The organism is Cellulosimicrobium cellulans (assembly GCF_001722485.1).
GTDB classification, from domain to species: Bacteria; Actinomycetota; Actinomycetes; order Actinomycetales; family Cellulomonadaceae; genus Cellulosimicrobium; species Cellulosimicrobium cellulans_A.
In genome coordinates this window covers 1-12799 of sequence record NZ_LWGL01000095.1, presented here as the reverse complement: position 1 = coordinate 12799, position 12799 = coordinate 1, and the positions used below count along the sequence as shown (strand labels likewise).

At 75.0% G+C, this 12799-nt stretch carries 14 protein-coding genes; 10 read left to right on the top strand and 4 right to left on the bottom strand.

Annotation, left to right across the window (positions count from 1 at the left end):
- Nucleotides 1-310 precede the first annotated feature (310 nt).
- Complete coding sequence (locus JZ5iCDA_RS11275; RefSeq protein ID WP_069387262.1) at nucleotides 311-688, top strand: VOC family protein; 378 nt, start codon at nucleotides 311-313, stop codon at nucleotides 686-688.
- Between the two features lie 44 nt (nucleotides 689-732).
- On the opposite strand, the gene JZ5iCDA_RS11270 is transcribed toward JZ5iCDA_RS11275, so the two are convergent.
- From JZ5iCDA_RS11270 to JZ5iCDA_RS11255, 4 genes are all read right to left on the bottom strand, one after another.
- Nucleotides 733-1215: a DUF456 domain-containing protein gene (locus JZ5iCDA_RS11270; RefSeq protein ID WP_069387261.1), complete on the bottom strand. Its 483-nt coding sequence runs from the start codon at nucleotides 1213-1215 to the stop codon at nucleotides 733-735.
- Between the two features lie 36 nt (nucleotides 1216-1251).
- A complete protein-coding gene (locus tag JZ5iCDA_RS11265; protein WP_171905361.1) occupies nucleotides 1252-2055 on the bottom strand; it encodes an alpha/beta fold hydrolase in 804 nt (267 codons plus the stop codon).
- Nucleotides 2052-2612, bottom strand: coding sequence for a PadR family transcriptional regulator (locus tag JZ5iCDA_RS11260; RefSeq protein WP_069387260.1), 561 nt, complete (start codon nucleotides 2610-2612; stop codon nucleotides 2052-2054). The genes JZ5iCDA_RS11265 and JZ5iCDA_RS11260 overlap by 4 nt, the downstream gene beginning before the upstream one ends.
- Nucleotides 2613-2727: 115 nt before the next feature.
- Nucleotides 2728-3093 carry a hypothetical protein gene (locus JZ5iCDA_RS11255; protein ID WP_069387259.1) on the bottom strand — a complete coding sequence of 122 codons (366 nt, stop codon included), beginning with the start codon at nucleotides 3091-3093 and terminating at the stop codon, nucleotides 2728-2730.
- A gap of 109 nt (nucleotides 3094-3202) precedes the next feature.
- Between JZ5iCDA_RS11255 and JZ5iCDA_RS11250 the strand changes: the two genes are divergently transcribed.
- From JZ5iCDA_RS11250 to JZ5iCDA_RS11210, 9 genes are all read left to right on the top strand, one after another.
- Nucleotides 3203-4228, top strand: coding sequence for a glycosyltransferase family 2 protein (locus tag JZ5iCDA_RS11250; RefSeq protein WP_083259917.1), 1026 nt, complete (start codon nucleotides 3203-3205; stop codon nucleotides 4226-4228).
- Nucleotides 4225-5097, top strand: coding sequence for a glycosyltransferase family 2 protein (locus tag JZ5iCDA_RS11245; protein ID WP_069387258.1), 873 nt, complete (start codon nucleotides 4225-4227; stop codon nucleotides 5095-5097). Before JZ5iCDA_RS11250 ends, JZ5iCDA_RS11245 begins: the two co-directional genes overlap by 4 nt.
- Nucleotides 5098-5232: 135 nt before the next feature.
- Nucleotides 5233-6018, top strand: a complete 786-nt coding sequence (locus tag JZ5iCDA_RS11240; RefSeq protein WP_139123074.1) for a hypothetical protein — start codon at nucleotides 5233-5235, stop codon at nucleotides 6016-6018.
- 7 nt (nucleotides 6019-6025) lie between these two features.
- The gene (locus JZ5iCDA_RS11235) at nucleotides 6026-7099 is read left to right on the top strand and encodes an alkene reductase (RefSeq protein WP_069387256.1); all 1074 of its coding nucleotides are present in this window, start codon (nucleotides 6026-6028) and stop codon (nucleotides 7097-7099) included.
- Nucleotides 7100-7468: 369 nt separating this feature from the next.
- Nucleotides 7469-9220, top strand: coding sequence for a nitrite/sulfite reductase (locus JZ5iCDA_RS11230; protein WP_069387255.1), 1752 nt, complete (start codon nucleotides 7469-7471; stop codon nucleotides 9218-9220).
- Nucleotides 9217-10086: a phosphoadenylyl-sulfate reductase gene (locus JZ5iCDA_RS11225; protein WP_069387254.1), complete on the top strand. Its 870-nt coding sequence runs from the start codon at nucleotides 9217-9219 to the stop codon at nucleotides 10084-10086. The genes JZ5iCDA_RS11230 and JZ5iCDA_RS11225 overlap by 4 nt, the downstream gene beginning before the upstream one ends.
- A gap of 8 nt (nucleotides 10087-10094) precedes the next feature.
- Nucleotides 10095-11066, top strand: a complete 972-nt coding sequence (gene cysD / locus JZ5iCDA_RS11220) for a sulfate adenylyltransferase subunit CysD (protein ID WP_083259916.1) — start codon at nucleotides 10095-10097, stop codon at nucleotides 11064-11066.
- Nucleotides 11066-12511 carry a sulfate adenylyltransferase subunit 1 gene (locus JZ5iCDA_RS11215; RefSeq protein WP_083259915.1) on the top strand — a complete coding sequence of 482 codons (1446 nt, stop codon included), beginning with the start codon at nucleotides 11066-11068 and terminating at the stop codon, nucleotides 12509-12511. Before cysD ends, JZ5iCDA_RS11215 begins: the two co-directional genes overlap by 1 nt.
- Before the next feature lie 6 nt (nucleotides 12512-12517).
- Nucleotides 12518-12799 (top strand): precorrin-2 dehydrogenase/sirohydrochlorin ferrochelatase family protein (locus JZ5iCDA_RS11210; protein ID WP_290438811.1); only part of this gene is annotated, 282 nt, incomplete at its 3' end.

Genomic DNA, 12799 nt, shown 5'->3' with positions numbered 1-12799 from the left:
CCGGCGGCCCGCGCGGGCGAGCCCGCGGCGTCGGGCACCCCGACGTCGTCGGTCCAGCGCGGGGCGGTGCGCGGCAGGCGCGACTCGCCGCCGTGGTCGACGCGCGGGCCGTCGAACAGCGTGTCGAGGCCGGGCAGCGGGAGGTTCTCGAAGAGCGATGTCATGGCCCTCCCAGCCTAGGCGCCCCGGCCCACACGACGGGCCACCGGCGCCCGCCGCGACGTCGTCACGACGGGCGATGAGTTCCGGTCGTGGGCGACGTCACCATGCCGGGTGCCGCGCGACCGCGCGGCGGGAGGAGAGGTTCGCCATGGCCACCACGCACCTGACCGGCGTGCACACCGTCGCGGTCCCCGTCACGGACCAGGACCGCGCGCTCGCGTTCTACACCGGCACGCTGAGCCTCGAGGTCCGCATGGACGGCGAGCTGCAGGAGGGGTTCCGGTGGATCGAGGTCGCCCCGCCGGGCGCGACGACGTCGCTCGCCCTCGTCCGGGCCGACGGGCGGCCGACGGGCGTCGACACGGGGATCCGGCTCCTCACGTCCGACGCGGCCGCCGACCACGAGGCGCTCGTGGCCGCGGGCGCGGACGTCGACGAGCTGCTGCGCTGGGAAGGCGTGCCGCCGATGTTCTCGCTGCGCGACGTCGACGGGAACGCGCTCTACGTCATGGAGCCCGGCGGCTGACCACCGGCCGGCACGCGCGACGCGGCTCGTCGACCGGCGCCGTCTCACACGACGAACGCGCCGACGAGCCACGTCGCGGCGGCGAGCAGACCGCCGAGGAGCTGGACGAGGATCGTGATGCCGGTGGCCTGCATCGCGGCGACGGTCGCGCGCCACGCCGCGCGCCGGTCACGGCGCCGGACCAGCTCGGCGAGGAAGACGGCGAGCACGAACCCGACGAACAGCCCGACGACGGGGATCACGAAGAAGCTGACCACGCCGGCGACACCGCCCCAGACGAGAGTCGACCACGGGACCTCGGCGCGGCGCATGTGCCGCCCGGCGAGGACGTACTGCGCGACCTCGGCGGCGACGACGAACACCGCCGCGAGGGCGAAGCACACCCACGCCGCCGTCCCGCCCGTGACGATCGCCCACACGAGGACGGCGCCCAGCACGAGCACGTTCCCCGGCAGGACCTGCACGACGATCCCCACGAGACCGACGAGGATCGCCAGGGCGACCAGGACCTCTCCACCCACGCTCACGGGCGCCACTCTCGCATGAGCGGCGCCCGCGCGCGCTCAGCGGCCGCCGAGCGGCACGAGCGCGGGGTGCGCGACGCCGTCGACCGCCCACGAGCGGACCATCGCGCTGAACAGCTCGGGGTCCTCCGCGCTCCACTGGTGGTGCATCCCCGGGGCGAGCCGCACGACGGCGTCCGGCACCCGGCGTGCGACCGTGGTCAGCGCGTCCCGGGCCGCGCGCAGGTCGCGCGACCCCGCGACCGCCAGGACGCGAGCGCCGGAGGACTCGAGCCCGTCGGGCCAGCATCCGCCGTAGATTTCCTCCAGGACGCGTGCCTCTGTCTCGCGGCGGATCGCGAGACCCGTGCGCACGAAGAGGTCCCGCGTGTCGGCCGGGATGCCCATCGCGCGCGCCTGTCCGTGCCAGTACCAGGGCCGGTCCCACACCCGCAGCTGCGCCCTGCCGAACGCTCCTGCGAGGCCGCGGACCCCGTCGAGGACGGCGCCGGACGCGACGACCGAGGTCACGAGCCCCGGGTGCCGGGCGGCGACGCGCAGGGCCAGGATGGCGCCGAACGACAGGCCGACGAGGTGCACCGTCCGTCCGGCGGGGAGTGCGGAGACGGTCGCGGCCACGTCGTCGGCCGCGGCGTCGAGCGAGACCCACTCCTCCGCCGCCCGCGCCCCGAAGCCGGGGAGGTCGGGCGTCCACAGGTCGAGGTCGTCGAGCAGCTCGACCTGCGGCTCCCACATCCACGAGGCGACGTTCCCCCCGTGGAGCAGCACGACGGACGCCCGCTCCGTGCCCGGTGCACCCGGCCGTCGCGCCGGGTGGTGCCCGACGGCGGTCGGCGGCGTCACCGGAGCACCTCCCGCTCGGTCTCGTCGAGCCACGCGAGCTCGGCACGAGCGTGGGCGAGGCCGTTGCGCAGGGTGGCGAGCCGCAGCGCGAGGCCCTGCGAGCCGCGCACGCCGGACGGGTCGTCCCCGTCCTCCCCCGTCACCGCTGCGACCCTCGCCTCCTCGGCGGTCAGCGCGGCGATCGCCTCCTCGGCCTGCGCGCGACGGTCGGCGAGGAGCGCGGCGACGCCGTCGGCGTCGAGCTGGTCGGCGAAGAAGAGGCGGCCGAGGAACGGCTCGCGCGAGTCCTCCGGCTCGAGCGGCGAGCGGAGCCAGTCACGCAGCGCCTCGCGCCCGGCCGGGGTGATGCGGTGCACCTTGCGGTCGGGGTAGCTCTCCTGCGGCACGACCTCGACCTCCGCGAGCCCGGCGTCCACGAGGCCGGCCAGCGTGCGGTAGAGCTGCGAGCGGTCCGCGGCCCAGAAGTGGCGCACGGACGAGTCGAACGCGCGCTTGAGGTCGTAGCCGGTCATCGGCCGGACGGTGAGAAGGCCGAGCACGAGATATCTGAGGACCATGCGACTAGTGGACCATGCACATAGGTGCGTGTCAACGGTCTCGCCTCTGCCCTGGCACCGTGGCTGCGGGACGACGACGCCCGGCGACGGAGATCCGTCGCCGGGCGCGGTCAGGTCAGTTCCAGAAGACGGCGACGAGGATGTTCACCAGCGTCAGCCCGCCGATCGCGTGCTTGAGGCCGGGCCCGACCGCGCCGTCGGACGCCCGGTCGCCCTGGCGCTTCGCGACGAACGCGAGGACGGCGATGACCAGCGCGACGGCGAGCTTGACGCCGATCTTGGCCATGTCGGGGCCGCCGTCGCCCCAGACGGAGGCCTCGCCGATCCCGACCATGGCGACGCCCGCGACGAGCGCCGTGAGCGCGCCGTGGAAGACGCCCTTGTACAGGCCCGGCGACCGGAGCGAGGCGAGGTAGCCGCCGAGCACGATGGCCCAGCCGACGAAGTGCAGCGCGACGAAGACGTTGTAGAGGAACTCCATGGCCGCACCCTATTTGCTGACAGATGCGTCACGAAAGGCGGACGAACGTGAGATCGCCCCCATCCCGCGGGCGATTGCGAGCGGCCGGAGGCCCGCCTAGAACGGGGACATGGCCGTCCCGACGCACCGCTCCCCCGCGCCCTCACCCGAGTCCGACGACGCCGAGCACCGCGCCCCGACGAGCAGCGCAGCGACGCGCTCGCTCGACGCCCCCGCCGACACCGCGGCCCCCGACCGGCGGACGGCGGTCGTCGTCATCACCCACGACCGGCGCGACGAGCTCCTACGGACGCTGCGGCGGCTCGAGGAACTCCCGGAGCGGCCGCACGTCGTCGTCGTGGACAACGCGTCGACCGACGGGACGGCCGCCGCGGTGCGCGCGCAGCACCCCGACGTCGAGCTCGTCCGGGCCGCGGCCAACCTCGGCGCCGTGGGCCGCAACGTCGGGGTCGAGCGCGTCGTCGCCCGCGGCGAGGCGCGGTACGTGGCGTTCTGCGACGACGACACGTGGTGGGACCCCGGCTCGCTGCGCACCGCGGCCGACGCGCTCGACGAGAACCCGCGGCTCGCCGTGGTGACCGCGCGGATCGTCGTCGAGCCGGCCGGCACCGAGGACCCCGTCGTCGCGGAGCTGCGCGACTCCCCCGTCCGGGCGACGGTCCCCCTGCCCGGCCCGGCGCTCGGCAGCTTCCTCGCCGGCGCGTCCGTCCTGCGGATCGAGGCGTTCCAGGAGGCCGGCGGGTTCTCCCCGCGGCTGTGGCTCGGGGGCGAGGAGGAGCTCCTCGCCGCGGACCTCGCCGCGGCCGGCTGGGAGCTGTGCTACCTCGAGGAGCTCACCGTCCACCACGCCGCCTCGCCCACGCGCGACCGCTCGCGCCGCGCGCGCGACGGCGTCCGCAACACGCTCTGGTTCACCTGGCTGCGACGGCGCGGGGACGCCGTCGCGCGCCGGTCCTGGACCGTGCTGCGCAGCCTGCCGCCCACGCGCGAGGCGTGGCTCGGCGTGCTCGACGCGGTCCGCGGCCTGCCCTGGGTGCTGCGCGAACGACGACCGCTGCCGCCGGTCGTCGAGGCGCGGTTCCGCGCCCTCGAAGCCCCGCAGCGTGCCTCGGCCGCCCGGCGGTACGGCCGATGACCGCCGAGCAGACGACCGACGCGGGCACGCCCGTCGTCGAGGACGAGCGCGTCACCGTCGTCGTCATGAGCAAGGACCGCCGGGAGGACCTGCGCGCGTCCCTCCCGCGGCACCGCGCGCGCGTCGTCTACGTGGACAACGGCTCGACGGACGGCAGCCCCGGCGCGGTGGCCGACATGCGCCCGGACGCCGACGTCGTCCGTCTCCCGCAGAACATCGGGTCCCTCGCCCGCACGGTGGGGATCGAGCGTGCCACGACGCCGTTCGTCGCCTTCGCCGACGACGACTCGTGGTGGGCGCCGGGAGCGCTGCGCCGCGCGGCCGACGTGCTGGAGGCGAACCCGTCGGTCGCCGTCGTCGTCGCGCGCGTGCTCGTCGGCCCCGAGGAGCGCGAGGACCCGATCGTCCCCGAGCTGCGTCACTCCCCCCTCGACGCGACCGGTCTGCCCGGCCCGCGCATCCTCGGCTTCATGGCGTGCGCGGCGCTCGTGCGCCGCGACGCCGTGCTCGCCGTCGGCGGGTTCGACCCCGCCGTCCGGTTCCCCGGCGAGGAGGAGCCGCTCGCGCTGCGCCTCGCCGCACGGGAACAGGCGATCGTCTACCTCGACGACGTCGTGGTGCACCACCACCCGTCGCCGTCCCGCCACGCGCCCGCGGCCCGCGCGGCGGCCGTCGCACGCTCGGCCGTCGCGACGGCGTTGCTGCTGCGGCCGTGGCCCGTGGTGCGCACGCGGGCGACCGCGGCGTGGCGCACCGGGCGGTGGCGGGCCCTGCCGACGGCACGCCAGGCGTGGTCGGCCCTGCGCCGCCGGTCGACGCTGCCGCCGTCGGTCGAACAGGACCTGGCGCTGCTCGACCCGGACGCGTAGGACCCGCTCGGGGCGTGCCGGCGACCACCGGGCACGTACCGTCGCGAACCGGGGACGGGAACGAGGGGACAACCCTCGGTGAACGGCCGGCGACGAGGGTGTCGAGCGGCCCGCGGTCCCTGCGACGCTCGTCGGATGAGTCGTGACGCCCGTCCTCGCCGTACCGGGACGCGGGCGGCCGCGCTCGTGTGCCTCGTCGTGAGCTCCTGGGTGCTCGTGCCGTACCTGTGGGTCGGGCGAGACCCGCTGTCGGCCGTGGTGCGCGACGGCTGGAACCCCGCCTGGGCATGGTCCACGGTCGGCCCGGGGATCCCGGCGGTGCTGGCGCTGTGCGCAGGCGCCGCCGCCATGCGGAGCACGCCGGTGCTCAAGGCCGCCTCCGTCGTGGTCGGCGTCCACGTCGCCCTGTGCGTGTGGGTGGCGCTCGATGGTCGTACGCCTCCCACGGCCACCCATCTCGCGGGCTGGGTCGCGCTCGCCCTGGCGTGCGCGACCCTCGCCACCGGCTTCCGGGTCGCCTCCGCCCCGCCGGACGACGGGCGGCTCCGGTCGTGGACGACGGCTGCCCTCGTCGTGGCGCTCGTCGGGCAGCTCGTCGTCCTCACGGTCCCTGCCGTGGTGGACTCGACGGGCGTCCTTGGCGACGCCCTGTTCTCCGCGGCCTCTGCCGCGTCGACCGCCCTGCTGACGTCGGTCGCGGCATGGCTCCTCGGACGCGGGGGTCGGCACGACCTCCTGGCCGCGGCGGCACTCGTCGCCGTCGTCGCCGTCGCGGTCCTCGTGGACGCACGGGGTGTCGGAGCGGCGGGCGGACTCGGCGACGTCGTCCTGACCGTGGTCCGCCTGACGCTCCTGGTCGCTGCCGCACTCCTCGCGCTCGTGGCGCGCGTCACGAAATGCGCGGGGAGCACCCGGCGCTGAGAACTGCGTGAAGATCTTCGACCCCACCGCCCTCGGCGGCCTCCGGCTCGCCAACCGCGTCGTGATGGCCCCGCTCACCCGGCTCCGCGCCGGCCAGGCCGGCGTCCCCGGTGACCTGCTCGTCGAGCACTACCGCCAGCGGGCCGGCATGGGCCTCATCCTCACCGAGGGCACCTACCCCGTGCTCGAGGGCCGCACCTGGACCGGCCAGCCCGGCATCGAGACCGACGAGCAGGCCGCCGGCTGGGCGCGCGTCGCCGACGCCGTGCACGCCGCCGGCGGGTGCATCGCCATGCAGATCATGCACGGCGGCCGCATCGCGCACCCCGACATCACCGGCGCGCGGGTCGTCTCCGCCAGCGCCGTGCCCGCGCCGGGCGAGATCCGCACGCCGTCCGGCAAGACCGACCACCCCGTCCCGCACGCGCTCGAGGCCGCCGAGATCGCCGAGGTCGTCCGCGGCTTCGCGGCCGCTGCCCGCCGCGCGGTCGACGCCGGTCTCGACGCCGTCGAGGTGCACGGCGCCAACGGCTACCTGATCCACCAGTTCCTCTCCCCCGCCAGCAACCTGCGTACGGACGCCTACGGCGCGACCCCCGAGGGCCGCGCCCGCTTCGCGATCGAGGTCGTGTCCGCCGTCGCCGCCGAGATCGGCGCCGACCGGACCGGCATCCGGCTGTCCCCCCAGCACGACATCCAGGGCGCGGTCGAGACCGACCCCGAGGTCACCGCCGCGACCTACGCAGCCCTCGCGGACGGTCTGGCACCGCTCGGGCTCGCGTTCGTCGACGTGCTGCACCGCGACCTGCGCGGGGAGCTCGTCCAGGGCGTCCGCCGCCGCGTCGGCGCGCCGCTGATCGGCAACTCCGGCTTCGCGGTGCACACGACCCGCGACGAGGCCGTCGGTCTGGTCGAGGAGGGCGTCGTCGACGTGGTCGCCGTCGGCCGCGCCGCGATCGCCAACCCCGACCTGGTCGCGCGCTGGGCGCGGGACCTCGGCGAGAACGCGCCGGACGCGGCCACGTTCTACGCCGACGGCGCCGAGGGGTACACGGACTACCCGGAGGCGGGCGCGGCCTGACCGCCGCACCAGCAGACCGAGGCCCGGCCGTCGCGCACGACGGCCGGGCCTCGTCGCGTCCGGTCGACGACCCGGTGAGACGGTGGTCCGGGATGCGGACGCCGGCTTCCGGCTTGCGAGACCGCCGTGTACGGTGCTCGGCATGACCACGGCAGCCCGCACCCTCCTCGTGGCCCCGCGTCACGGGATGCCAGCGTGCGCGCACACGTGTCTCAGCTGTTGTCGCTGAACCGCGCCTGACTCAGTGCGAGCACCGCTCGCTCCCTTCCTGAGACCCGGCGCGCGCCGTCGGTCCTCAGCCCTCTCGCACCCTCGCTGAGCGCTCGTCCGCGCGCGTCCCCGCACCGACGAGGACACCGAGGTACCCCGATGACGCAGGCCCCGACTGCGCCCGACCCCGCAGCGACACCGCCCGCCCGCCCGGCACGCAACGCCGGCGAGCGCCCGGCTCGTCCTGCCCGCCCTGCCAGGCCGAACGGGCAGTGGAAGGTCGACGGCACCGAGCCGCTCAACGCCAACGAGAAGTGGAAGCAGGAGGACGGCGGGCTGTCCGTCCGCGAGCGCATCGAGACGGTCTACGCGCGCGACGGCTTCGACTCCATCCCCGGCGACGACCTGCACGGCCGCTTCCGCTGGTGGGGGCTGTACACGCAGCGCAAGCCCGGGATCGACGGCGGCAAGACGGCGACGCTCGAGCCGCACGAGCTCGAGGACCGCTACTTCATGCTGCGCGTGCGCATCGACGGCGGTGCACTGACGACCGAGCAGCTGCGCGTGATCGCCGGCATCTCGCAGGAGTTCGGGCGCGACTCGGCCGACATCACGGACCGGCAGAACATCCAGCTGCACTGGGTCGAGGTCGAGAGCGTGCCGGAGATCTGGCGGCGTCTCGAGGCAGTGGGCCTGCAGACCACGGAGGCCTGCGGCGACGTGCCGCGCGTCGTGCTCGGCAGCCCCGTCGCGGGCATCGCGGCCGACGAGCTCATCGACCCGAGCGCGGCGATCGCCGAGATCACGCGCCGCTACATCGGCGTCCCCGAGCTCGCGAACCTGCCGCGCAAGTTCAAGACGGCGCTCACCGGGCACCCGAGCCAGGACGTCGTGCACGAGATCAACGACGTCGCGTTCGTCGCGCACCGCCACCCCGAGCTGGGCGTCGGCTTCGACGTGTGGGTCGGCGGCGGCCTGTCGGCGAACCCGCGGCTCGGCGAGCGTCTCGGCGCGTTCTGCACCGAGGAACAGGTGCCCGACGTGTGGCACGGCGTCGTGCAGATCTTCCGCGACTACGGCTACCGCCGGCTGCGCAACAAGGCGCGCCTGAAGTTCCTGCTCGCCGACTGGGGGCCGGAGAGGTTCCGCGAGGTGCTCGAGACCGAGTACCTCGGCTACCGGCTCCCCGACGGCCCGCCCGCGCCGAAGCCGCCGGTCCCCGGCGACCACGTGGGCGTGCACAAGCAGAAGGACGGGCTCAACTACGTCGGCGCCGCACCGTACGTCGGACGCGTCTCCGGCACGATCCTCGGAGCCGTCGCCGACCTCGCCGAGTCGGTCGGGTCACACCGGGTGCGGCTCACGCCGCACCAGAAGCTGCTCGTGCTCGACGTCCCCGACGAGCACGTGGAGCACGTCGTGTCGACGCTCAAGGCCAACGGGCTCGACGCGAACCCGAGCCCGTTCCGCCGCAGCACCATCGCGTGCACGGGCATCGAGTACTGCAAGCTCGCGATCGTCGACACGAAGGACACGGCGACCGCGACGATCGACGAGCTGGAGAAGCGTCTCGGCGACCTGTCCGGGATGAAGCCGCTGTCGCTGCACGTCAACGGCTGCCCCAACTCGTGCGCGCGCATCCAGACCGCGGACATCGGGCTCAAGGGCCAGCTCGTGATGGACGACGACGGCGCGCAGGTCCCGGGCTTCCAGGTGCACCTGGGCGGCGGGCTGGCCTCGGACGACCGCGAGACCGCCGGCATGGGCCGCACCGTGCGCGGTCTCAAGGTCACGGCGTCCGAGCTGCCCGACTACGTCGAGCGCGTGGTGCGCCGGTACGAGTCCGCGAAGGAGACCGACGAGACGTTCGCCCAGTGGGCGCACCGGGCCGACGAGGAGGAGCTCCGATGAGCGGGACGACGGCGCAGGACCCGCTCGCCGCGCTGCGCGACGCCGCCCGTGCGCGCGCCGCCGAGCGCGAGGCGTCGAAGGCGGCGCACCACGCCGAGCGGGCGCGCCAGGCGGAGCAGGGCCGTGTGAAGCGGTCGGCCGACGAGCTGCGCGAGGTCGCCCGTCGCGGCGCCGCGCTGCTGCACGGCGTGGGCACACCCGGGTACGACGGCGACCCGTCGGGCCGGCCCGAGGCGACCGCCGAGGAGGTGATCGCCTGGGCCGCGCGCGAGTTCGGCACCTCCGTCGCGGTCGCGTGCTCCATGGCCGACGCCGTGCTGCCCCACGTCGTCGCGGCGCAGATCCCCTGGGTCGACGTGCTGTTCCTCGACACGGGCTACCACTTCGCCGAGACCGTCGGCACGCGCGACGCCGTCGAGCAGCAGATGGACGTGACGGTCGTCGACGTCCACCCCGAGCTCACCGTCGCCGAGCAGGACGCCGCGCACGGCAAGGACCTGTTCGCGCGCGACCCCGGGCTGTGCTGCCGGATGCGCAAGGTCGAGCCGTTGCACCGCACCCTCGCGGGCTACGAGGTGTGGGTCACGGGCGTGCGCCGCGACGAGGCGCCCACGCGCACGGGCACGCCGCTCGTGACGTTCGACGAGAAGAACGGGCTCGTGAAGATCAACCCGCTCGCGGCCTGGTCGTTCGACGACCTGCTCGCCTACGCCGCGCAGCACCAGGTGGTCCTCAACCCCCTGCTGAACGACGGCTACCCGTCCATCGGGTGCCTCCCGTGCACCCGGCGCGTCGCGCCGGGCGAGGACCCGAGGGCCGGCCGCTGGGCGGGCCTGGACAAGACAGAGTGCGGACTCCACGGATGAGGACGGGCATGACGACCATCGACCTGACGACCGACCCCAAGGGCACCGGGCTCCCCGGGGAGGCGCTGCCCGGTGCCCGCCGGCTCTCCCAGCTGGAGGCGCTGGAGAGCGAGGGCATCCACATCATCCGCGAGGTGGTGGCGGAGTTCGAGCGGCCCGTGCTGCTGTTCAGCGGCGGCAAGGACTCCGTGGTGATGCTGCACCTCGCGGTCAAGGCGTTCGCGCCCGGCCCGGTGCCGTTCCCCGTCCTGCACGTGGACACCGGGCACAACTTCCCCGAGGTGCTCGCGTACCGCGACGCGACCGCGGAGCGCCTGCGTCTGCGCCTCGAGGTCGCGCGCGTGCAGGACTACCTCGACGACGGCCGCCTGCGCGAGCGCGCCGACGGCACGCGCAACCCGCTGCAGACGCAGCCGCTGCTCGACGCCATCTCCGGCCACCGGTTCGACGCGGTGTTCGGCGGCGGCCGCCGCGACGAGGAGAAGGCGCGCGCCAAGGAGCGCGTGTTCTCCCTGCGCGACGAGTTCGGCCAGTGGGACCCGCGCAACCAGCGCCCCGAGCTGTGGAACCTGTACAACGGGCGCCACCGGCCGGGCGAGCACGTGCGCGTCTTCCCGCTGTCCAACTGGACCGAGCTCGACGTGTGGCGCTACATCGCCCGCGAGCGCATCGCGCTGCCCGAGCTGTACTACGCGCACGAGCGCGAGGTGTTCGACCGCGACGGGATGCTGCTCGCCGTCGGGCCGTACTCCGCGCCGCGCACCGACGCCGAGGCCACGTCCGTGCGCACCGAGACCGTGCGGTACCGCACGGTCGGGGACATGTCCTGCACGGGTGCCGTCCGCTCGGACGCGAGGACGACGGCCGAGGTGATCGAGGAAGTCGGACTGACCCGCATCACCGAGCGCGGCGCGACCCGCGCCGACGACCGCCTCTCCGAGGCCGCCATGGAGGACCGCAAGAAGGAGGGGTACTTCTGATGGGCACGCCCACAACGGACCAGGTGTCCGGCACCACGAGCGGCACCGCTGCCGGCACGACGGCGGGCACGACGACGAGCATCACGCCGGTCGCGCTGGACGACGACCGCCGCGGCACGCTCCTGCGCCTCGCGACCGCGGGCTCGGTCGACGACGGCAAGTCCACGCTCGTCGGCCGCCTGCTGTACGACTCGAAGTCCGTCCTCGCCGACCAGCTCGACGCCGTCGAGCGCGTCTCGCGCGACCGCGGCCTGGAGAGCGCGGATCTCGCGCTGCTCACCGACGGCCTGCGCGCGGAGCGCGAGCAGGGCATCACGATCGACGTCGCGTACCGCTACTTCGCCACCGCACGCCGGTCGTTCGTGCTCGCCGACTGCCCCGGGCACGTGCAGTACACGCGCAACACGGTGACGGGCGCCTCGACGGCCGACGTCGTGGTGCTGCTCATCGACGCCCGCAAGGGCCTGCTCGAGCAGACGCGGCGCCACCTCGCCGTCGCGAGCCTCCTGCGCGTGCCGCACGTGGTCGTCGCGGTGAACAAGATCGACCTCGTCGACTACTCGCAGCCCCGGTACGACGAGCTGGCCGCCGACATCCGTGCGGCCGCGGCGTCCCTCGGCGTGGCCGACGTGCACACGATCCCGGTGTCCGCGCTCGTCGGGGACAACGTCGTGGACCGCAGCGACCGCACCCCCTGGTACGCGGGGCCGAGCCTGCTCGAGCTCCTCGAGGAGCTGCCGACGGGCGACGACCCGGACGCCGAGTCCTTCCGCTTCCCGGTCCAGGTCGTCATCCGCCCGCAGGCGGGGCTGTCGACCACGGGCGACACGGACCGCTTCCGCGACTACCGGGGGTACGCGGGACAGGTCGCGTCGGGCGTCGTGCGCGTCGGGGACGAGGTCGTCGTCCTGCCGTCGGGTCGGCGCACGACCGTCGCCGGCATCGACACCGCGGACTCCCTCGCGAGCGGTGTGGAGCTCACCGAGGCCTTCGCGCCGCAGTCCGTGACGCTCCGCCTCGCCGACGACGTCGACGTCGCGCGCGGCGACCTCGTCGCCGCGGCCGCCGACGCGCCGCAGGTGACGCAGGACGTCGAGGGCACCGTCGCGTGGCTCGGCGACCGCCCGCTGCTGCCGGGCTCGCGCGTGCTGCTCAAGCACACGACCCGCACCGTGCAGGCGGTGGTGCGGGACGTCGTCGGGCGCCTCGACCTCGACGCGGCCGAGCTCGAGCCCGCCGAACGGCTCGAGCTCAACGACATCGGCCGCGTCACGCTGCGCCTCGCCTCGCCGGTCGCGGCCGAGGAGTACGTCGTCGCGCGCCGGACCGGGGCGTTCCTCCTGATCGACGCCCAGGACGGCGGTACCCTCGCCGCAGGCATGGTCGGCGACGCGCTCGCCGCGGCGCGCCGGCCCGGCGAGCGCCCCGGCTCCTACGCGATCTGAGGTCCCGTGCCCGAGTCCCCCGCTCACGAGACGTACCCGCTCGGCCTGCGCGTCGCCGGCCGGCTGACGGTCGTCGTCGGCGGCGGCCCGGTCGCCGCGCGCCGCACCCGCGGCCTCCTGGAGGCGGGCGCGCGCGTGCGGCTCGTCGCGCCGTCCGTGTGCGAGGACCTCGCCGAGCTCGTCGCGGCGCGCGACCTGACGTGGGTGCCGCGCGACTACCGGACCGGCGACCTCGACGGCGCGTGGCTCGTCCACACCGCGACGGGCGCCGCGGAGGTCGACGCGTCC